The organism is Spirillospora sp. NPDC000708 (genome assembly GCF_040299565.1).
GTDB lineage: Bacteria > Actinomycetota > Actinomycetes > Streptosporangiales > Streptosporangiaceae > Spirillospora.
Map to the genome: position 1 here is coordinate 18,790 of NZ_JBEPCJ010000090.1, position 20,032 is coordinate 38,821.

The following is a 20,032-nucleotide window of genomic DNA, read 5'->3' on the forward strand; positions in this document are numbered from 1 at the left end:
CTCGCGTTGCGGGGACTCTCCGGGTCCGGGGGCGGACGGCGCGGGCGGCGGCCGTCAGCGGCGCGCGGCGGAGTAGACGTCCACGTCGGCGGCCTCGTCCTCGTGGCGGCCCGAGCCCCAGCGGCGCGGCGCCCAGGACGGCACCAGCAGCGCGAAGCCCATCATCGCGTACATCCCGGAGCCGAGCAGCGTCCGCAGCCCGTCGTCCATGTCGCCCGACGGCGGCACCTTGGAGGGCAGGTCCAGGACGCGGCCGGGGTCGATGAGGAAGGCGACCGAGAAGCCGAGCAGCGCCAGCGCGGGCACGAGCGAGACGAGCGGCGACGCCCAGCGCGCCACGATGATCACGCCGGTCACCAGGCCCACCGCCGCCAGCAGCGCGAAGGCCCCGTAGATGCGGGTGCGGTCGGTGATCTCCTGGCCGGTCCCGTCGAAGGACTGCCCGCCCTGCACGTAGCCCCAAGCGGCGCCGTACGCGAGCGCGGGGGTCAGCAGGACGCCGAGGACGAAGCCGAACGCGTGGCGCACCGCGCATCACATCCCATCGAACGCGCGTCCTTTGGTACCGGTCCATCAGAACACGCGCGGCATGCACAGCGCAGTAAATCCGGACTTATTGCCCTTCGCGGTGCGATGACTGGCAGAGCATCCAGCCGATCTTCAGCGAACCTCCAGGAATCGGCCGGGGACGGCCAACCGCCCAGGAAGGCGGGACGTCCTACCGAACAAGATCGATCCTGCGGCGCCGCGAACGCGTTCCGCCCGCGCGGCGAAGAAAGAGGCAAGGACAGCACACCATCGCTTTCGGGGGAAGCATGATCAGATTGAGGCTGCCCGCCGCCGGCGGGCCCGGCGGCGCGGCGCCCGGTACGGGCCGCGCCGGGCGCACGGGACGAGCCGTGGACACGGCGGTGGACGCGGCCGTCCTGCTCTTCGCGGTGTGGACGGTCGTCTACCACCTCGGCCTCCTGCTGCGGCCGCCGACCTGGGCGCTGCTCGCCTGCTGGCTCGGCGCGTCCGCGGTGGCCGCCACGGCGTGGGCGGCGCGCAGGCGGCGCGACGGCCCGGGAGGCGCGCCGCTGTGGCCCGAGCCCGCCGGACCGCGCTCTGCCGCTCCCCCGCGCGCCCTCGCCCTGGTCGCCGTCCTGGCGGGGATCGTCGCGGGCTTCTGCGCCGGCCTGCAGACGTCCGGCGCCCCGTGGTGGTGCGCCTGGGCGTTCGGGCTGGTCTCCGCCTCCGCGTCCGCCGCCTGCCTGCTGCTCCGCCGCTCCCCCGCCGGCGGCCCGTCCGCCCAGGACGAGCCCTCCGCACACGAGCCCTCCGCACACGAGCCCTCTTCCCGCGAGAACTCCCCGCACGAGCCCCCCGCGCGCGCACTCGCCGAGCCCGGTGGGCCGGTCGAGGCCGGAACGTCCGCGAGCCGGTGGGGCACGCCGCTCGCGCTCGCCACCGCCGCCGGGTTCTCGGTCGCCTCCCTGTTCATCGTGAACTCCGACGGCGACGACGCCTACTTCGTCTCGCGGTCCGTCGCGACGGCCGCGCTCGGCCGCATCCCGTTCAAGGACACCATCTTCACCTCGGGCGCGACCGGTCCCATCGCGGGCGAGCCGCCGGTCTCGTCGATCGAGGTCCTCGCCGGGAGCCTCGCGCGGGTCGCGGGCGTCCCGGCGGCGTCCTTCGTGTACTACGTGCTGCTGCCGGTGGTGACGTTCATCGCCGTGTGGGCCGCGTGGCGGCTGTCGCGCGCGTGGGCGCCGCGCCGCGCCGCGGCGTGCTTCGCGGTCGCGGCGGTGTACCTGCTGTGGTCCGGGCTCGGTCCCGCGTCGCTCGGCTCGTTCCACCTGCTGCGGATGTGGCAGGGGAAGGCCGTCATGGTGTCGGCGCTCGTCCCGCTGCTGTACGTCCACCTCACGCGCTGGGCGGAGCGGCGGACGCGGCGCGACCTGGCGATGCTCGCCGCCTGCGGGGTCGCCGCGACCGGCCTGACGTCCTCGGCCGCGTTCGTCCTGCCGCTGGCCGTCGGCGCCGCCGCGATCCCGCTGATCGCGTCCGGCCGGGTCCGGACCGGCCTCGCCGCCTGCGCCGCGCTGGCCTACCCGGTCGCCGCGGGCCTGGTGGTGACGCTGCAGGACCACGACACCACCGTCACGGGGTTCGTCGGTGACGCGTCCGACGACTTCCGGTGGGTCCTGCTGCACTCCGCGCCGGGAGTCCTCGCGGGGTGCGCGCTGTGGCTGGCGCCGTGGACGGCGCGGCGCGGCGTCCCCGCGCTCGCCGGCGCGGGAGTGGCCGCGGTGACCACGCTCCTCCTGCTGCCGGGCGTCCTGCACCTCGCGGCGGACGTCACGGGGGCGGGCCAGGTGCTGTGGCGGACGATGTGGATCGTGCCCGCGCCCGTCCTGATCGGGCTGCTCGCGACGGTGCGCCTCCCCCTGCCCGCGGCCGCGCGCTCCGGCGGGACGGGGGTGCTCGGCGCCGTCGCCGCGGCGCTGCCGGCCGCCGCGCTGGCGGTCACCATGATCGTGGGCGGGACGCCCCTCTGGTCGGCGGAGAACGGCTCGCTCGTCGCGTCGCGTCCGTCGTGGAAGCTCCCCGCGGAGCAGGTGGGGACGGCCCGCGCGGTCGTCGACCTGGCCCGCACCGGGGGCGTGGTGGTGATGCCTCAGGGCTACATGCGGGCGGTGCCGCTGCTCACCGCGCGGGTCCACGCCGCCAATCCCAACACCCACTACCTCGGGAACCTGCCGGTTCCGGCGCGGTTCGTCGACGACCGGCGCGTGCTGACCGCGGCGGTGCGCCGGCCGGGCGGATGGAAGCCCGCACTGGCCGACATCGAGGGCGCGCTGCATCGGGTCGGTGTCGTCGTGGCGTGCGCGCATCCGAGCGACCTGCGGGGACTCTCGCTTCTGGAGCAGGCCGGGCTGTCGGGGCGCCGGCGGGTCGGCCAGCTGGTGTGCCTCTTCGCCGGCCATGGGCCCCGCACCCCTTAGGGCAGTTTCGCCTTTAGGTCTGTTTCGACCGCGTCTGTCCGGGCATCGGCGATCCATTCGATCCGACGCACGTTGGAGGACAGACAATGTCGACCGCCGTCATGGTCGTCATCGCAGTGATCATCATCGCCGCCGTCGCCGCGGTCGCGTTCCTCGCCTGGAAGCAGGCGCGGACGCGGCGGCTGCGCAAGCGCTTCGGCCCCGAGTACGACCGGGCCGTCGAGCAGCACGGCGGCCGCGCCGCCGCCGAGCGGGAGCTGCTCGACCGCGAGCGGCGCCACCGGGACCTGGAGCTGCGCGACCTCGACCCCCGGCGCCGCGAGCAGTACCGCGAGCAGTGGGTGGCCGTCCAGGAGCGCTTCGTGGACGCGCCGGAGTCGGCGGTCGAGCAGGCGGACGGCCTGGTCACCGTCGTCATGGGAGAGCGCGGCTACCCCACGAGCGGGTTCGAGGAGAAGGCCGCCCACCTGTCGGTGGAGCACGGCCGCACCCTTGACCACTACCGGCGCGCCCACGCCATCGGCGGCCGCGCCGCCGATGGGAAGGCGTCCACCGAGGATCTGCGGCAGGCCATGGTGCACTACCGCGCCCTGTTCGAGGAGCTGCTCTCGGTCCCCGTCCAGCGCACCGCCCCGGAAGCGCGGAGCACCGCCCCCGACCAGCGGGGCACCGCCCCCGACCAGCAGGGCACCGCTCCTGACGAGCGGCGCGCCGCCCGCGGCGAGGAGGTCCGGGTGCCCGGTCCGCGCGCCGGCGAGCCCGACGACGGGCGCACCGGCCGGGACGACGAGCGGACCACGAGGAGCTGAGCGCCGATGCAGCACAGGCAGCAGGAGCAGGCGGCGCCCCCCGCCGGCGGGAGCACCGAGGACGAGCGGGCCCGCGCCGCCGGGACGGCGGACCCGGGCATGGCCGGTGACGTCCACGTCGCCGGACCGCCGCCCACGGCGGACTCCGTTTCCGCCGAGAACACCGTGTCCGCCGAGGACACCTCGCCCGATCCCGTCCCGGCCGCGGAGCTGGGCGAGGAGGAGGTGGCGACCGGCTTCCCGAGCCCCGGCCCCGGCGGGGCGAAGCCCGGCCTCCACCCGACGCCCGCCGGGCTCGGCGGCGTCCCGGAGCGGCTGTTCGACCCGGCGGACGCCGAGCGGTTCCGGGAGCGCTGGCACGAGGTGCAGGCCGGCTTCATCGACGACCCCGCGGAGTCCGTCCGCGCGGCCGACGCCCTGGCCTCCGACGCGGTCGAGGCGCTGAGCCGCTCGGTCGGGACGCACCGCCGCGCGCTCTCGGAGGAGGTCGGCCGGCACGAGACCCCGGACACCGAGCGGCTCCGCTTGGCGCTGCGCGGGTACCGCGACCTGCTGGAGCGGATCTTCGCCGCCTGACCGGAGGGCGGGGCCTTCCCGCGACGAGAACACCGACCGGCGCCTCGGAGAACGGGGCGCCGGTCGGCTCTTGGGCGGGTGGTCAGCCGTTGAGGAACCGGTAGACGGCCTCGCGGCCCTGCGTGCCGCGCTCGCGGTTCTGGATGGAGTGCGAGGCCCCCTTCACCACGACGAGCCGGCCGAGCGGGGCGCGGCGGAGTTCCTCGCGGGCCCACTCCAGCGGCGTCGACAGGTCGCGGTCGCCGTTCAGGAGCAGGATCGGGACGGCGGGGAGCCGGTCCTGCGCGGGCTCGGCGGTGTGGCGGGCCCACGGCCAGTTCCGGCACTCCTGGACGAACCCGTCGCCCACGGCGGTGTCCGCGGTGAACGGCCAGGTGGCGGAGGCGGGCAGGGTCCGGCGGACGCGCTGCAGGGCGGCCTCGCGCCCGGCCTGCGGCGCCTCGGAGGTGCCCCACGGGAAGTGGCCGTCGCCGCAGATGGTGGCGATGTGCAGCCCGGAGCTGTACCCGGTGACCGGGTCGCCGCCCGAGTCCATCATCCGGAGCAGCGCGTCGAGCCGTGCCGGGTCGCCGTGCCGGGCCTGGTGGAGCGCGGTGACGACGTCGCCGGACCCGGCGGGGAGGCCGCCCGGGTCGGGGTCCCGGTAGGTGGGGTCGAGGAACTCGTAGCTGACGAGCATGTCCCAGATCAGGACGTGGTCGGAGCGGTGCCGGGCGAGCCAGGCGAGGTCCTGCGCGGGGTCGAACCCGCAGGCCGGTGCCGTCTCGCAGGCGTCGCGGAGCACGCGCGCCGTCGCGCGCAGGCCGGTGAGGTACAGCATGTCGTCGTTCTGCGGGTCGACGTGCGGCAGCACCGAGTCGAGGACGACCTTGCCCACGTTGTGGGGGTGCGCGACGGCGTAGCTGGCGGCGGTCATGGTGCCGTAGGAGACGCCGTCCAGAACCATCGTGCGGGCGCCGAGCGCGCGGCGCAGCAGGTCGAGGTCGCCCACGGTCTGCTCGGTCGTGTAGTAGCTGCGCCGGTCGCCGAGGACGGAGGCGCATTCGCGGACGGCGCCGGGGCTGGGCGGCTCGATGTCGCTGCTCCCGACCTCGGCCTGGAGCTTCGGGCAGTCGATGGCGCCGTACTCGCCGGTGCCGCGCTGGTCGATGGTGACGAAGCGGTAGTTCTTCGCCAGTTCCGGGAGCCTCTGCTCGGCCATGCGGGAGATGAACGGCACGCCGGGCTGACCCGGCCCGCCGGTCAGGAACAGCAGGACTCCCTTGGGCGCGGCCACGTTGTCCCCGGTGGCCACCTGGAGCTTGAGCGTTCCCTTGGCGGGGTCCCGGTGGTCGAGCGGGACGGTCAGCGTCGAGCAGGTGTACCCCGGCTGGCCCGCGCACGGATGGGGATCCTCCAGCCCGGGCGCTCGGGCGGAGGTGGTCGCGTGGGCGGTGGCGGCGGCCGCCGGCGCCCCGCCGGACGCGGCGAGGGCGAGGCTCAGGGCGAACACCGCGGTGAGACGTGATCGCATGAGCCGATCATCCGCCGCGGGCGGCGCCCGTCAAGAGGGCGCTCGTCAAGAGGGCGGTCCACGGTGAATACTGAACGTCATTCGGTTACACCCCACCCGAGCGGAGGAGCAACGGTGCCCGAGAACTTCGCGATGACCATCGACGGCGCGGCGGTGGACGCGCCCGCCACCTTCGGAGTGATCAACCCGGCGACCGGCGAGGTGGCCGAGCGGGCGCCCGACGCCTCCCGCGAGCAGCTGGACGCGGCGATGGCCGCCGCCCAGGCCGCCTACCCCGCGTGGCGCCGCGACGAGTCGGCCCGGCGCAAGGCGCTGCTGGCCGCGGCCGACGTCATGTTCGCCCGCTCCGAGGAGATCGGCCGCATCCTCACCCTCGAGCAGGGCAAGCCGCTCGCCGACGCGACGATGGAGGTCGTCGGCGCCGGGGTGTGGCTGAAGTACTTCGCCGAGCTGGACCTGCCCCGCGAGGTCATCCAGGACGACGACAACGCCGTGGTCGAGGTCGTCCGCCGCCCGATGGGCGTCGTCGCCGCCATCACCCCGTGGAACTTCCCGCTGCTGCTGGCCGTGTGGAAGATCGCGCCCGCGCTGCTGGCGGGCAACACGATGGTGCTCAAGCCGTCCCCCTTCACACCGCTGTCCAGCCTGAAGCTCGGCGAGGTGCTGCGCGACGTGCTGCCGCCCGGCGTGCTCAACGTCGTCACCGGCGGCGACGAGCTGGGCGCCTGGATGACCGCGCACGAGGTGCCCCGCAAGATCAGCTTCACCGGCAGCGTGGCCACCGGCAAGCGGGTCGCCGCGGCCGCCGCCCCGGACCTCAAGCGGGTCACCCTGGAGCTCGGCGGCAACGACCCGGCGATCCTGCTGGACGACGCCGACCCGGCGGCGGTCGCGCCGAAGCTGTTCGGCGGCGCGTTCCAGAACAACGGCCAGGTCTGCTCGGCGATCAAGCGGGTGTACGTGCCGGAGGCGCTGTACGGCGACGTGGTGGACGCGCTGGCCGCGCAGGCGAAGGCCGCCAAGGTCGGCGACGGCATGGAGGAGGGCGTCCAGTACGGGCCCATCAACAACAGGCCGCAGTACGAGCGGGTCAGCGAGCTGGTCGCGGACGCCCTCACCGGCGGCGCCCGCGCGGCGGCCGGCGGCCGGCCGATCGACGGCCCCGGCTACTTCTTCGAGCCGACGATCCTCGCCGACATCGCCGACGGCGCCCGGATCGTGGACGAGGAGCAGTTCGGCCCCGCGCTGCCGATCATCAAGTACACCGACCTGGACGAGGCGCTCGCCCGCGCGAACGGCACGCACTTCGGGCTGTCCGGCTCGGTGTGGAGCGCCGACGCCGACCGCGCCGCGGAGGTCGCGGCGGAGCTGGAGTGCGGCACCGCCTGGGTGAACACCCACCTCGCGCTCGCGCCGCACCAGCCGTTCGGCGGCTTCAAGTGGAGCGGCGTCGGCGTCGAGAACGGCCCGTGGGGCCTGTACGGCTTCACCGAGATGCAGGTGATCCACCGCTCGAAGCACTGAGCCGACGGCGCGAGGGGGCCCGCGGGAACGCCCGCCGGCCCCCTCGTCCGGCGTCCTCCCGAAGGCCCTCTCCGGCCGTCCTCCCTAGGCGTTCCCACCCTCGATCGACATGTGCGGAAAGTCACGACTTCGAGTCCGGAAAGTGACATCACCACTACTGGCGGTCCGGTCCCGGAATGGGACACTTTCTGAGCGGGGGCCCTCGGTACCGCACCGCCGACCGTGGAGGAGCCGGATGCAGACATGGGACGTCATCCGCCAGGACGACCTCGGCAACAAGTTCCATGTGGCCGCGCACGACTCCCGGGTCTCGGCGCTCGCGCAGGTCCTGGCCCTGGAGTGCGGCGTCCCGCACAAGCAGGCGTACTGGGTGGAGGGGCCGCCCGGCCCGTCCGTCCGGACCAACCGCGACCTCTATCTGATCTTCCTGCACCTCGGCCAGGAGGCCCGCGCGGCCTCGTGGTCGCTGTCGGCGTTCCTGCGCGCGCTGTGGAAGGTGTCGGCTCCGCTGCGCGACAACGAGCGCCTCGGACCCGACGACGTCGCCGCGATGTTCGCCGCCGCGTCCACCACGCCGCCCGCCCCCTACGACCCGGCGTGGAGCGCCAAGGACCTGTCGCTGCCCGGTGACGAGCCGGACGGGTACGCCGACTGGGAGCGGGTCGTGCTGTCCCAGGTCGCCGACCTGGAGGACTTCCTCGCCAGCCCGCCGGGGCCGCAGGCGCGGTTCGGCGTCGACGCGCCCCGCCCGGCCGGCTCGGGCGCCCGCGCGACCCCGGCCCGCTGGTACAACTTCGACCCGGCGACGTACCTGGAGTGCGCGGTCGCCGGGAGCCTCGGCGGCTGGGACGCGGCGGACGGCGCGCGGGTGCCGGTGCCCACCCCGGCCGGCGAGCCCCCCGCCCGCTCCTACGTCCGCGAGATCACCACGATGACCTGGGGCGACCTCGCCCGGATCGCGGTGTGCGGGCAGATGTACGAGTGACCCCGCCTGGGCGCGGTGGCGATGTCCCCGCGCCGTCGCGATGCCCTCGGGCGCCGTCGCGACGTCCCCGGGCGCTGTCGCGACGTCCCCGGGCGCTGTCGCGATCTCGCCGGGCGTCGGCGCGATGTCGGAGGCCGGTGGTAGTAGTGGGGGCATGGTCGACAGGCCGGTCGTGATCCGCGACCGGGGGGGCTGGCTGGAGGCGAGCGGGCCGCCGCACCGCGCGCTGCGCCCCCTGCTGCGCGCCTACCAGGGGTACTTCGAGCCCGTGGCCGTCCCGGCCCGGATGCGGACGCTCCCGACCCGCGGCGCCGTCGTCATCGTCAACCTCGGCCCGCCGATGCGGCTGGCGACGCCGTCCGACGCCGCCACCGAGTACGGGTCGTTCGTCGCGGGCCTGCACGACGGCCACGGGGAGTACACCACCCCGGGCGGGCAGCACGGCATCCAGCTCGACGTCACGCCGCTCGGCGCGTACACGCTGCTCGGCGTGCCGATGGCCCGGATCACCAACGCGGCCGCCGAGCTGCCGGACGTGCTCGGGGCGGGCGCGGCGGAGCTCGTCGAGCGGCTCGCGGAGACGCCGTCCTGGGCGGCCCGGTTCGACCTGATGGACGCGTTCCTGCTGCGCCGGCTGGAGATCGGCCCCGTCCCGGCCCCGGAGGTCGCGCGGGCGTGGCGGCTGCTCGACGGCACCGGCGGCGCGGTCGGGGTCGCGCGGCTCGCCGAGGAGGTGGGCTGGAGCCGCCGGCACCTCACCCAGCGGTTCACCGAGCAGGCCGGGCTGCCGCCGAAGGTGATGGGCCGGGTCCTGCGGTTCCGGCGCGCCATCGGGCTGCTGTCGAACGGCGGCCTCGGACCGGCCGAGGCCGCGGCGGCCTGCGGCTACTACGACCAGGCGCACCTGAACCGGGAGTTCCGCGCGCTGGCGGGCTGCACGCCGTCGCAGCTGCTCGGCGGCATGCTGGAGGAACAGCGGACCACCACCGCCGCCGAGCCCGCCTGACCCGCGTCCGCGCGTCCCGGCGAATGGAACGCGCCTGAACGGCAATACCGCAGACGACTCCCCCCGGAGGTGCACGATGGCCTGGTTCGGAGCGGTGCTGCTCGTCGCGGGCGGCATCACCGTCCTCACCGCCGGCGGACGCCTCGCCGGCGTCGACCTGACGCTCGCGGGCGCCGTCGCGCTGTCCGCCGGAGCGGTGCTGCTGGTCGCGGGGATCCTGCGGCTGCGCCGCAGGCGGCGCCTCGGCCCGGTGGCCGGCGGCGCGCAGGCGTACTACCGGACGTCCACCGGCAAGATCGTCGCGATGGTCCTCGCGGTGGTGTACATCGTGTCGCCGGTCGACCTGATCCCGGACGTGTTCCTGCCGGTCGGGATCGTGGACGACGCCACCGCGCTGACCTGGCTGCTGTTCGCGCTCGGCCAGGAGTACACCCGCCGTTCCGGCGCGCGGCGCGCGGTCACCGCAGGCCCGGAGCGCGCGCCGGAGCCTAGCCCCGGCTCACTCCGCCGCCGAGGTTCATCACGACGACGCCGAGGACGATGATGACCGCGCCGGCGATCGTCAGCGGCCTGACCTGCTCGCCGAACAGCACGACGCCGCCGGCGAAGGCCCCGATGGTGCCGAGCGCCGACCAGATCGCGTAGACCGGCCCGACGTTCAGCGAGGTGAGCGCCTTGGCCATGAACGCGAACGAGATCAGGTAGCCGGCGACCACCAGCACGGACGGCCCGAGCCTGGTCATCCCCTCCGAGGCGCGCATCGCGAGCGTGGCGGTGACCTCGAAGGCGATCGCGAGGGCCAGCAGGACGTACGGCATCGCAGGAGTCTAACCGGGCGCCTTCCGGGCCGGGCCCGGCGGCCCGGCCCGCGTCCCCGCCCATTCCCCGGCCCGTTCCCGCTCGTTCTCCTGCCCCGTTCGAGCCCGGCGCCCCCGACTCACCGGCCCTGCGTGGCGACCTCCTCGAACACCTTCATGTCGGCGTCCCACGGGGTGCCCGGACGCGGCCAGTGCAGCGCGATCTCGGTGATGCCGAGCTCGGCGTACCGGCCCGCGAGGTCTTCGAACGCGCCGGCCGACGCGAGCCACGGCTCGCCGCTGAACCCGGTCAGCAGGATCCGGTCGGCCGGAGCGCGGCCCTCCGCCTCGCACGCCTCGCCGAACCTGGCCAACCGCTCGCGGACCACGTCCAGCGGCTCGCGTCCGTCGCCGTGCGGGCTGGTCACCCAGCCGGAGCCGTACCGGGCGGCGAGCCGCATGCCGCGCGGCCCGTCGCCGGCGATCACGAACGGGACCCGGGGCCGCTGGACGCAGCCGGGGTCCGACACCACGTCCAGCGCGCTGTAGTAGGCGCCCTCGCCGGTGGTCTCGGGGCCGCGCAGCAGCCGGTCGAGCAGGTCCACCCATTCGGCGAACCGGTCCGCGCGCTCGCGCGGCGTCCAGTCGCCGCCGCCGAGGACGCCGGCGTCGGACCGCCGGTTCGTCCCGCCGGAGCCGATCCCGACGGTGAGCCGGCCGCCGCTGACGTGGTCGATCGTCCGGATCGCGTGCGCAGTCGGCACCGGGTGCCGGAAGTTCGGCGAGGTGACCAGCGTGCCGAGCCGGACCCGCGAGGTGACGGCCGCCGCGGCGGCCATCGTGGTGTAGGCGTCGTACCAAGGCGTCGTCCCGCGCCAGGCCAGGTGGTCGTAGACCCAGGCGTGGTGGAACCCGAGCTCCTCGGCGCGGCGCCACAGCTCGCCGGCCTCCGGCCAGGACTGCATCGGCCACATCACCGTGCTGATCCGCGGTGCGGTCACTGCTCCCCCGTTCTGTCTCCGGGACGCCCCGCCCCGGGGCGCCGCGTCCATCCCATCACCCGGCACCGACGGCCGGTCACGCGCCCGGCGCCGCGAGCCAGCGGCGCAGCGCCCACCACCAGTGCGCCGTCCGCTCCACCGCCGCGCCGCCGGACGGGTCGAGCAGCGCGCGGCCGGTCAGCTCCTGGAACCGCCGCACCCGGTACTTCACCGTGTTGCCGTGGACGTGCAGGGCCGCGGCGGTCGGCTCGATCCGGCCGCCGTGGTCGAGGTAGGCGAGCGCGGTCCCGGCGAGCTCCCGGTGGAACGGGTCGTCGCGGTCGAGGCCGCCGAGCAACCCGTCCGCGAGCAGCCCGCCGAGCTCGGGCTCCGCCTCGGTGACGGTGAGCAGCGCGAGGCCGGCCAGCTCCCGCAGCCCGGTGAGGCCCGCCGCGGATCCGGCGCGCAGGGCGCGGCGGCCGAGGTCGTACAGCGGGGCGACGCCGCCGGGCCGCGCGGGCGGCGCCGCGACGAGCAGCGGCCCGGAGCGGACGGGCCCCGGCGCGGGCAGCCGCGCCACCAGCGCGGCGAACCGCCCGTCCACCAGCCCGCACAGGCCGGGGCCCGCCGCGACCAGGCGCGCCTCCAGCTCCGCCGCCACCGCCGGGTCGCTGACGTCGGACACGACGCAGTGGTACTCGGTTTCCGGGTCGAGGGGGGCGAGGACGGGGACGGCCTCGCCGTGCAGGAGCTGCCGCAGCATCTGGACGCGGCCCTCCCGCGTCGTCCGGGCCATCTCCAGTTCGGCGACCCGGTGGGCGTGCACCATCCGGTGGACGAGAGCGGTATTGATCTCGTCGATGCGGCTGACGCCGTCCAGCAGCAGCGCGTCCGGCACGCCCTGGCGGCGGCCGTCCTCGATGAGCGTGCGGACGAGGTGGGCGCGGCCGGCCTGGAAGCCGTCCAGGAACGCCGCGACCGGCACGCCCTGCCGGGCCCGGTCCGAGCCGAGCCGCCCGGCGGCGTCCAGCAGCTCCTCGCCGGGCGCGCCGTCCGCCAGCGCGGCGAGGACGCCGCGCAGCAGCGCGCGGGTGTGCCGCCGCGTCTCCTCCTCGGGCAGCGCCGCCACCATCTCCGACCGGCCGCGCGCCGCCCGCACCGCGCCCTCCAGCAGCCGCGGGTCGTCGCCGCGCTCGCGCACCAGCCGCAGGAACCGGTCGCCCTCGCTCGACTCCATCCCGCCATTGTCCCCCGCCGTTGTCCCGTCCGGACAACGAGCCGGGCGGCGCTTGGGCCGCCTCCCCTAGCGGGGCGCCCGCCGCCTGGTGTTCGCTGGCGGTAGTGCCCGGCGGTGTCCCGCCCAGAGCCCGAGGAGTTCGCCGATGTCCGACGACGAGCAGTTCCTGGAGAAGCTGCCCACCGACCTGATCTTCCGGCTGCCGCCGACCTTCGACAGCGTCGAGGACGAGCGCCGGCACCGCAAGGAGCGGCTGGCGGCCGCGCTGCGGATCTTCGGCAAGTTCGGCTTCGAGGAGGGCGTCGCCGGGCACATCACGGCCCGCGACCCCGAGCGCACCGACCACTTCTGGGTCAACCCGTTCGGGATGTCCTTCAAGCACATCAAGGTCAGCGACCTCATCCTCGTCAACCACCAGGGCCAGGTCGTCGAGGGCCGCTACCCGGTGAACGAGGCCGCGTTCGCGATCCACTCCCAGGTGCACCAGGCCCGCCCGGACGTCGTCGCCGCCGCGCACAGCCACTCCACGTACGGCCGCGCGATCTCCGCCCTCGGCCAGAAGCTGGAGCCGATCACGCAGGACGTGTGCGCCTTCTACCAGGACCACGGCCTGTTCGACGACTACACCGGCGTCGTCACCGACCTGGAGGAGGGCAAGCGGATCGCCGCCGCCCTCGGCGGCCACAAGGCCGTCATCCTGCGCAACCACGGCCTGCTCACCGTCGGCGACACGGTCGACGCCGCCGCCTGGTGGTTCATCACGATGGAACGCTCGTGCCAGGTGCAGCTGCTGGCGAAGGCCGCCGGGCAGGTCGTCCCGATCGAGCACGACAACGCCGTCCTCACCCACGAGCAGATCGGCAACGACCTCGTCGGCTGGATCAACTACCAGCCGCTCTACGACCAGATCACCCGCGAGCAGCCCGACCTGTTCGACTAGGACGCCCGTGGCGGCGGTCAAGGCCGGCTCGGACCGCGGTCGGCGGCCGCCGCCCGCCGTCCGACGGTTTCCAGCCAGGTGGCCAGGTCCTTCGTCTCGGGGCGCAGGGCCCGGGTAGCGGCGATGTCGGCTCCGTAACCGCCGTGTGAGTCGAGGTGGGCGACGGCGGCGGCCGTCTCCTGCGGCAGCGCGTCGAGAGGTACGGGAACGTACGGGATCTCGCGGCCGGCGGCCTCGCTGAACGCGGCCGCGAGCCGGCCGGGCGTCCGCGCGTCGCCCGCGATGGCGAGGGTCTCCCCCAGGTACCGGGCGGGGTCGGCGAAGGCGGCCGCGGCGAACGCGCCGATGTCGTCCACCGCGATCAGCTGCTCGGGGACGTCCGGGGAGAACGGCGTCGCGATCGCCTCGGCGCCGAGGTAGTTCTCCATGAACGACACGGGCCGCAGCACGGTCGCCGGGATCCCCTTCCGGCGGATGTGCTCCTCGATCCGGAGCTTGGCCTCGAAGGCGGGCACCCCCGCCGAGCGCTCGGCCCCCGCGACGGACGAGTAGACCAGGTGCGCCGCGCCGGCGGCGTCCGCGACGGCGATGCCGCGCCGGACCTCGTCGTCGAACGGGACGGGCGGCGAGCCCAGCAGGCCCGCCTGCACGCTGAAGACGCCGTGGACGCCGGCCGCCGCGGCGTCGAGCGACGCGCGGTCGTCCAGGTCGCCGGCGACGACCTCGGCGCCGGCCGCGGCGAGCGCGCGTGCGGCGGCGCCGCGCACGTCGCGGGTCAGGGCGCGGACGCGCCGGCCGGCCGCGAGGAGGTGCCGGACGGCCGCGCCGCCCTGCTTCCCCGTGGCCCCCGTCACCAGAACGATCCCGTCGTCGCGCCGGACGCGGCCGCCGCTCCGCTCGCTGCTCTGCTCGATCATGACGACCAGCCTGTCCCGCGACCTCGGCGCGGAGAAGTGGCCCATCTGCCACCCATCGCGGGTTTCGTGCCATCCTGGCGGCATGCCCCCGTTCCAGCGCATCGCCGCCTACGCCCCGAAGGGGGTCACCGCGCTGAGCCTCGGGATCGCGAACTCGGTGTTCGGTCCCCGCGACGGCGTCCCGCCGTTCGATCTCGGGCTCTGCGCCGAGCGGCCGGGCCCGCTGCGCACCGAACTCGGTCTCGAGGCGCACATCGGCCACGGCCCCGAGCTGATCGCCTCGGCCGACCTCGTCCTGCTGCTGCCCGGCGCGGGGTTCCGCGACGCGCCCCCGGACGTCGTGGAGGCGCTCCGGGAGGCCCGCGGAAGAGGCGCGACCATCGCGGCCCACTGCGTCGGGACGTTCCTGCTCGCGGCGGCCGGGCTCGCGGACGGCCTCGACGTCACGACGCACTGGCGCCACGCCGCCGGACTCGCGGCGGCGCACCCGCGGGTCACCGTCCGCCCGGACGCCCTCTACATCGACCACGGCGCGGTCGCGACCGGGGCGGGGGCGGCGGCGGGCCTGGACCTCTGCCTCCACCTGCTGCGCCGGGACCACGGCGCGGCCCTCGCCAACCGGGTGGCCCGCGACCTCGTGACTCCGCCGCACCGGGACGGCGGCCAGGCCCAGTACATCGACGCGCCCGTCCCGTCCGACGGGGACGACCGGCGGCTGGCCGACGTGATCGCGTGGGCGCGCGGCAACCTGGACCGGCGGCTGCCGGTGGACGAGCTGGCGGCGCGGGCGCTGATGAGCCGCCGGTCGTTCGCGCGCCGGTTCAAGGCCGCGACCGGCGCGACGCCTCACGCGTGGCTGCGCGCGCAGCGGCTCGACCTGGCCGAGGAACTGCTGGAGACGACGGACCTGCCGGTGCGGGAGGTCGCCCGCCGGGTCGGCTACCGCGACGCGGCCGTGCTGCGCGAGCAGTTCGCGCTGCGCCGCGGCGTCCCGCCCCGCACCTACCGCCGCACCTTCTCCCGGAGCCGGCCCGCCGCGCGGTGACCACCGGCTGCCCGTCCGCCCCTACGCTCCGCCCGTGGTCCGGCCGTCTCGCGGGCGCGCGTTCATGGTCCGGTAGCGGCCGGGGGTGATGCCGTACTCGCGCTTGAACGCGGCGGCGAAGGCGACGTCCGAGGAGTAGCCGGCCCGCCGCGCCACCACGCGCAGCGGCGTGCCGGAGCGGCGCAGCAGCCGCGCCGCGATCGTCATGCGCCACCAGGTCAGGTAGGTCAGGGGCGGCTGCCCGACCAGGGCGGTGAACCGGTTGGCGAAGGCGGCGCGGGACAGCCCCGCCCGCGCGCCGAGTTCGGCCACCGTCCAGGGCCGGTCGGGCGCGTCGTGGATGGCGGTGAGGGCCGCGGCGATCGCCGGGTCGGTGAGCGCCACCGTCCAGCCGGTGGCGGCCGGGTCCTCGGTCCGCTCCTCGAACCAGGCCCGCAGGATGTAGAGCAGCAGCGTGTCGAGCAGCGCCGGCACGATGGCCCCCGCTCCGGGGCGCGGCCGCCCCATCTCGTCGCCGAGCAGGTCGACGGCCGCGCGCAGCGAGGGATGGCGTCCGATCCGGGCGGGCAGGTGGACGACGGGCGGGACCTCCGCCAGCAGGGGGTGCGCCCTGCTGCCGTCCAGCAGGTAGGCGCCGCACAGCACGATCGTGGGAGCGCCGGTGCCTTCCGGCCCGGCCTGCGGGCTCCGCATGTCGAAGTCCACCAGCGGGCTTCCGGGGTGGTCGGCCAGTCCGTGCGTGCCGGCCCCGTGCAGGAACGCCACGTCCCCGACGCCGAGCCGGATCGGCGGGGCGCCGTCCGGAGGCAGCAGCCAGCAGGACCCCTCCAGCACGACGTGGAACGCGCCGCCGCTGTCGGCGGTGAAGCGCATGCCCCACGGCGCGCGCAGCTCGTGGCGGTTGGCGTGCGGCCGTCCGGCGTGCATGGCGGTGATCGTGTCGCTGAGGACGTCCATGGCGGAAGTCTAGATGCCGAGACGATCGCTGGGTCCTGCCAGACGATCACTTATTGAAGGTCTCGGACGTGGCCTCCTACGGTGGCATGACCCGGCTCGCATCGGCGCGGCCGGCCCGACCAGGGGGATCCGTGATGACCAAGGCAGTGTTCTTCGACGAGCTCGGCGGCCCGGAGGTGCTCCGGCTGCGGGAGGTGGCGCCCGGCGAACCCGGAAAGGGCGAGGCCCGCGTCCGCGTCGACGCGATCGGCCTGAACCGGGCAGAGGCCAATTTCCGGTCCGGCACCTATGTCTACCAGCCGAACCTTCCCGGGTCCGGGATCGGCTACGAGGCGGCCGGCGTCGTGGAGGCCGTCGGCGAAGGCGTCGACGGCTTCGCGCCCGGCGACGCCGTCAGCGCCGTGCCCACCTTCCTCATGACCGAGTACGGGACCTACGGGGAGTCGGCCGTCCTCCCGGCGCACGCACTGGTGCACCGGCCCGCCGGCGTCGATGCGGTGACCGGGGCCGCCACCTGGATGGCCTACACCACCGCCTATGGCCTCCTGGTCGAGTTCGGCGGAACCAGGCCCGGCGATACCGTGCTCGTCAACGCGGCCTCCAGCAGCGTCGGCCTCGCCGCCATCCAGGTCGCCAACCACCTCGGCGCCGTCCCCATCGCCACCACCCGCACCGGCGCCAAAAGGCAGCGGCTGCTCGACGCCGGCGCCGCCCACGTCATCGCGGTCCAGGAGCAGGACCTCCTCAAGGAGATCGACGCCGCCACCGGCGGCCGCGAAGTGGACCTGGCCATCGACGCCGTCATGGGCCCGGCGGTCGACACCCTCGTCCAGGCGGTCGCCCCGGACGGCACCCTCCTGTTCTACGGCTGGCTGGACCCCACCCCCGCGCCGATGCCCATCGCCCCCGACTTCCGGGGCCGCACCATCCGGACCTACGCCTTCACCGAACTCACCGTCGACAGCGAGCCCCGGCTGCGCCGCGCGAAGCACTTCATCAACGCGGGCCTGCGCTCCGGCTCCCTCTCCCCCGTGATCGACCGCACCTTCGACCTGACCGACGTCGTCGCGGCCCACCGCCATCTGGAGTCCAACACCCAGTTCGGCAAGATCGTCCTCACGGTCGAGCACTAGCGCGCTCCCTCGCCCGGCGCTGCGGCCCCGCGGCGCCGGGCGTCAGCGGGCCCTCGGGTCGTGGTGGGCCAGCAGCACGCGCGCCATGCGCGCGAACTCGGCCCGGTCCGCGGCGGGCAGCGGGGCCAGGAGGTCGGCGTCCAGCTCGACGGCGCGGCGGCCGATCGCGTCCAGCTCCGCCCGGCCCTCGGCGGTCGGCTCGACCACGTAGCGGCGCCGGTCGGACGGGTCGCGCTCGCGCCGGACGAACCCGGCCGCCTCCAGCCGGCCGACCACCTCGACCAGGTCGCTCGGGTCGATGCGCAGCCGCGCGCCCAGCTCCCGCTGGGAGGCCGGGGCCGCGTCGTCCAGCGCGGACAGCACGGCGAAGTGCCACAGGCCGAGGCCGTGCTCGTCCATCATCCGGCCCATCCGGACCCGGCCGGTCCGGCCCACCTGCGCCAGCACGAACGTGGTGATCGCGAGCAGGCGGGGCGGCAGCGGGCCCGCGGTGTCGTCCATCCCCCTATTGTAGGGTTACCCCCATCATTGGTGAACACCCATGAATTGGAGGCGGCATGGACGCGCTCTACCCGCGCCTGCTGGTGGACGACTTCGACGCCTGCGCCCGGTTCTACACCGCGGCGCTGGACGAGCTGCTCGGCATCCGGCCCGTCAAGATGCTCCCCGCCGCGCAGTACGCCAACTGGGATCACGAGGACGAGTGCGTCCTGGTCCTGATGGGGCGCGCCCGCATGGCCGAGGCGGTGGGCACCGCGGACCTGCCCGCCCCGTCCGGGCAGGACGGCTCGATGCTGGTGTTCCGCGTCGACGACGTCGAGAAGGCCGCCGCCGCCCTGGCCGGGCTCGGCGGGCGGGTGGTGGCCGCGCCGGCGGACCGTCCGGAGTGGGGGCCCGGGCTGCGGACCGCGCACCTGCGCGACCCCGGCGGCAACCTGCTCGAACTCCAGTCGTACTGACCCGCCCCCGAAAGGGGTCAGCGCGGGAGCGGGTGCCGGCACGGGCGTCGCGGGACGGGCACCGCGAGAGGGCACCGCGGTACGGGGGCGTTCGGCCCGGCGGAGGGAGGGTCCGCCGGGCCGACCCCGGTGTGAGCCCGTACGCCGATCACATCACCCGAGGGGAGGCGGACGCTTGTCCCTCATCGACGAAAAGGAGCGCGCCACCCCGCCGGAATGTGACTGGACGCGCGGCGTCAGTCCCCGTTGCGGGACGCCTCGGCCAGCGGCAGCAGCACCTGGAAGCGGGTGTCGCCCGGCAGCGACTCCACCTTGATGTCGCCGCCGTGCCGGTCGGCGACGATCCGCCAGGAGATGTCGAGCCCGAGGCCCGTCCCCTGCCCCACCGGCTTGGTGGTGAAGAACGGCGTGAAGATCCGGTCGATGTCCTCCTCGGGGATCCCGCAGCCGGTGTCGGCGATCTCCACCATCGCCTGGTCGTTCACCCGGGACGTCCGGATGGTGAGCGTGCCCTGGCCGTCCATCGCGTACAGCGCGTTCACGATCAGGTTCGTCCATACCTGGTTCAGCTCCGCCGCGTACACCGGGACGGGCGGCAGCGACTCGTCGTAGACGGTCTTGACCGTCACCCCCGGCCCGAACTTGCGCTTGAGCATCGTCAGCGTGCTGTTCAGCAGCTCGCGCAGGTCGACCCGCTGGTAGGCGGCCCGGTCCAGCTGCGAGTACTGGCGCGCGGAGTCCAGCAGCGCGGTGATCCGGTCCATCGCCTCGGAGATCTCCGCCTGGAGCTGCCCGACCTCCATCACCTCCGCCAGCCACCGGATCGCCGAGGGCAGGTGCTCGCCGGCCGCCTCCGCGACCTCCTCGGCCTGCTCCACCCCGACCCCGGCGGACACGAGGCCGGGCGCCAGGTCCCAGGCGTCCGCGACGCCGTGCTCCTCCAGCCAGTCGCCCAGCTCGTCCTCGGCGTCGCTGACCTCCAGCGGGCTGCGCCGCGCGCCCGGCGCCGCGGGCAGCGTGGGCCGCAGCGCCACGAGCGCCGCCAGCCGCGTGCAGTCGGCGCCCTGCGCGGCGAGGTCGGCGAGGCTCTTCTGCGCCGCGAGCAGCCGGTCGCCGAGCTCGGCGCTGGCCCGCGCCGCGGCCGCCGCCGGGTTGTTCAGCTCGTGGGTGAGGCCCGCGGTGATCGTGCCGAGCGCGGTGAGCCGCTCCCGCTGGTCGACGGACCGCCGCAGGTTCGTCATCCCGAAGAAGATCCCGGCCAGCAGGTGCGTGGCCATCGGGAACCACTTGCGGACGGCCTTGCTGAACTTGCGGGCCGGCAGCACGAACACCCGCGACGGGCGCGTCGCCCGGAGCGTGTGCTGGTACTTCTGCTCGATCTGGTCGTCCAGGTACGCCTGGACGGCGCCGCCGTAGGTGCCGGGACGCGACGTCCGGCTCGTCTCGACGCTGTGGTCCCGGACGAGCTGGCTCATCACCATCTCGCCCTCCAGCAGCACGTACAGGAACTCGGCCGGATCTCCCTGCGCGCAGATCACCCCGTCGGCGGGGATCTCGGCGACGGTGCCGCAGGCCGACAGCCATTCGAGCTTCTCGTCGTCGAGGTCCTCGAAGAGGAACAGCGACCGGAGCTCCTCCGGCGATGCGGTCATGGTCATGCCTGC

At 75.0% G+C, this 20,032-nt stretch carries 20 protein-coding genes; 11 read left to right on the forward strand and 9 right to left on the reverse strand.

Going from position 1 to position 20,032, the window contains the following annotated elements; genetic code table 11:
• Nucleotides 1–54: 54 nt before the first annotated feature.
• Complete coding sequence (locus ABT299_RS41735; protein ID WP_190854054.1) at nt 55–528, reverse strand: hypothetical protein; 474 nt, start codon at nt 526–528, stop codon at nt 55–57.
• Nucleotides 529–815: 287 nt separating this feature from the next.
• Between ABT299_RS41735 and ABT299_RS41740 the strand changes: the two genes are divergently transcribed.
• The 3 genes from ABT299_RS41740 (at nt 816) to ABT299_RS41750 (ending at nt 4,375) form a co-directional block, all read left to right on the forward strand.
• Nucleotides 816–2,990, forward strand: a complete 2,175-nt coding sequence (locus tag ABT299_RS41740; protein WP_500254130.1) for a DUF6077 domain-containing protein — start codon at nt 816–818, stop codon at nt 2,988–2,990.
• Between the two features lie 86 nt (nt 2,991–3,076).
• Nucleotides 3,077–3,799 carry a hypothetical protein gene (locus ABT299_RS41745; protein ID WP_206699862.1) on the forward strand — a complete coding sequence of 241 codons (723 nt, stop codon included), beginning with the start codon at nt 3,077–3,079 and terminating at the stop codon, nt 3,797–3,799.
• 6 nt (nt 3,800–3,805) lie between these two features.
• A complete protein-coding gene (locus ABT299_RS41750) occupies nt 3,806–4,375 on the forward strand; it encodes a hypothetical protein (RefSeq protein ID WP_190854059.1) in 570 nt (189 codons plus the stop codon).
• Between the two features lie 82 nt (nt 4,376–4,457).
• Here the strand turns inward: ABT299_RS41750 and ABT299_RS41755 are convergent, their stop codons facing one another.
• Nucleotides 4,458–5,888 carry an alpha/beta fold hydrolase gene (locus ABT299_RS41755; RefSeq protein WP_387030294.1) on the reverse strand — a complete coding sequence of 477 codons (1,431 nt, stop codon included), beginning with the start codon at nt 5,886–5,888 and terminating at the stop codon, nt 4,458–4,460.
• Nucleotides 5,889–6,002: 114 nt separating this feature from the next.
• On the opposite strand from ABT299_RS41755, the gene ABT299_RS41760 reads away from it, so the two are divergent.
• From ABT299_RS41760 to ABT299_RS41775, 4 genes are all read left to right on the forward strand, one after another.
• Entirely contained in the window at nt 6,003–7,412 is a 1,410-nt protein-coding gene (locus ABT299_RS41760; protein WP_500254131.1) for an aldehyde dehydrogenase family protein, read from the forward strand.
• A 235-nt stretch (nt 7,413–7,647) separates the two neighbouring features.
• Nucleotides 7,648–8,397, forward strand: a complete 750-nt coding sequence (locus ABT299_RS41765; protein WP_190854069.1) for a hypothetical protein — start codon at nt 7,648–7,650, stop codon at nt 8,395–8,397.
• 154 nt (nt 8,398–8,551) lie between these two features.
• Nucleotides 8,552–9,403 (forward strand): helix-turn-helix domain-containing protein, encoded by an 852-nt coding sequence (locus ABT299_RS41770; protein ID WP_190854071.1) that lies wholly within the window; start codon nt 8,552–8,554, stop codon nt 9,401–9,403.
• Nucleotides 9,404–9,479: 76 nt separating this feature from the next.
• The gene (locus ABT299_RS41775; protein ID WP_500254132.1) at nt 9,480–9,947 is read left to right on the forward strand and encodes a YkvA family protein; all 468 of its coding nucleotides are present in this window, start codon (nt 9,480–9,482) and stop codon (nt 9,945–9,947) included.
• Here the strand turns inward: ABT299_RS41775 and ABT299_RS41780 are convergent.
• From ABT299_RS41780 to ABT299_RS41790, 3 genes are all read right to left on the reverse strand, one after another.
• Nucleotides 9,892–10,221, reverse strand: coding sequence for a DMT family transporter (locus ABT299_RS41780; RefSeq protein WP_190854075.1), 330 nt, complete (start codon nt 10,219–10,221; stop codon nt 9,892–9,894). The genes ABT299_RS41775 and ABT299_RS41780 overlap by 56 nt on opposite strands.
• Nucleotides 10,222–10,340: 119 nt before the next feature.
• The gene (locus tag ABT299_RS41785; protein WP_500254133.1) at nt 10,341–11,201 is read right to left on the reverse strand and encodes an LLM class flavin-dependent oxidoreductase; all 861 of its coding nucleotides are present in this window, start codon (nt 11,199–11,201) and stop codon (nt 10,341–10,343) included.
• Between the two features lie 76 nt (nt 11,202–11,277).
• Nucleotides 11,278–12,417 (reverse strand): helix-turn-helix domain-containing protein, encoded by a 1,140-nt coding sequence (locus tag ABT299_RS41790; RefSeq protein WP_190854079.1) that lies wholly within the window; start codon nt 12,415–12,417, stop codon nt 11,278–11,280.
• A gap of 145 nt (nt 12,418–12,562) precedes the next feature.
• Here ABT299_RS41790 and ABT299_RS41795 point away from each other — a divergent pair, with 145 nt between their 5' ends.
• Complete coding sequence (locus tag ABT299_RS41795; protein WP_190854081.1) at nt 12,563–13,357, forward strand: class II aldolase/adducin family protein; 795 nt, start codon at nt 12,563–12,565, stop codon at nt 13,355–13,357.
• 17 nt (nt 13,358–13,374) lie between these two features.
• Here the strand turns inward: ABT299_RS41795 and ABT299_RS41800 are convergent, their stop codons facing one another.
• Nucleotides 13,375–14,274, reverse strand: a complete 900-nt coding sequence (locus ABT299_RS41800) for an NmrA family NAD(P)-binding protein (protein ID WP_500254134.1) — start codon at nt 14,272–14,274, stop codon at nt 13,375–13,377.
• A gap of 82 nt (nt 14,275–14,356) precedes the next feature.
• Between ABT299_RS41800 and ABT299_RS41805 the strand changes: the two genes are divergently transcribed.
• On the forward strand, nt 14,357–15,319 hold the full coding sequence (locus ABT299_RS41805; RefSeq protein ID WP_190854083.1) for a GlxA family transcriptional regulator: 963 nt from the start codon (nt 14,357–14,359) through the stop codon (nt 15,317–15,319).
• 21 nt (nt 15,320–15,340) lie between these two features.
• Here the strand turns inward: ABT299_RS41805 and ABT299_RS41810 are convergent, their stop codons facing one another.
• Nucleotides 15,341–16,276, reverse strand: a complete 936-nt coding sequence (locus ABT299_RS41810; RefSeq protein ID WP_500254135.1) for an AraC family transcriptional regulator — start codon at nt 16,274–16,276, stop codon at nt 15,341–15,343.
• A 134-nt stretch (nt 16,277–16,410) separates the two neighbouring features.
• Between ABT299_RS41810 and ABT299_RS41815 the strand changes: the two genes are divergently transcribed.
• Nucleotides 16,411–17,409, forward strand: coding sequence for a zinc-dependent alcohol dehydrogenase family protein (locus ABT299_RS41815; RefSeq protein WP_500254136.1), 999 nt, complete (start codon nt 16,411–16,413; stop codon nt 17,407–17,409).
• Nucleotides 17,410–17,451: 42 nt separating this feature from the next.
• On the opposite strand, the gene ABT299_RS41820 is transcribed toward ABT299_RS41815, so the two are convergent.
• Entirely contained in the window at nt 17,452–17,910 is a 459-nt protein-coding gene (locus tag ABT299_RS41820; protein ID WP_500254137.1) for a MarR family winged helix-turn-helix transcriptional regulator, read from the reverse strand.
• 56 nt (nt 17,911–17,966) lie between these two features.
• Here ABT299_RS41820 and ABT299_RS41825 point away from each other — a divergent pair, with 56 nt between their 5' ends.
• Complete coding sequence (locus ABT299_RS41825) at nt 17,967–18,368, forward strand: VOC family protein (protein ID WP_190854091.1); 402 nt, start codon at nt 17,967–17,969, stop codon at nt 18,366–18,368.
• A 236-nt stretch (nt 18,369–18,604) separates the two neighbouring features.
• Here ABT299_RS41825 and ABT299_RS41830 read toward each other — a convergent pair whose 3' ends face one another.
• Nucleotides 18,605–20,026 carry an ATP-binding protein gene (locus ABT299_RS41830; protein ID WP_500254138.1) on the reverse strand — a complete coding sequence of 474 codons (1,422 nt, stop codon included), beginning with the start codon at nt 20,024–20,026 and terminating at the stop codon, nt 18,605–18,607.
• Nucleotides 20,027–20,032: the final 6 nt, after the last annotated feature.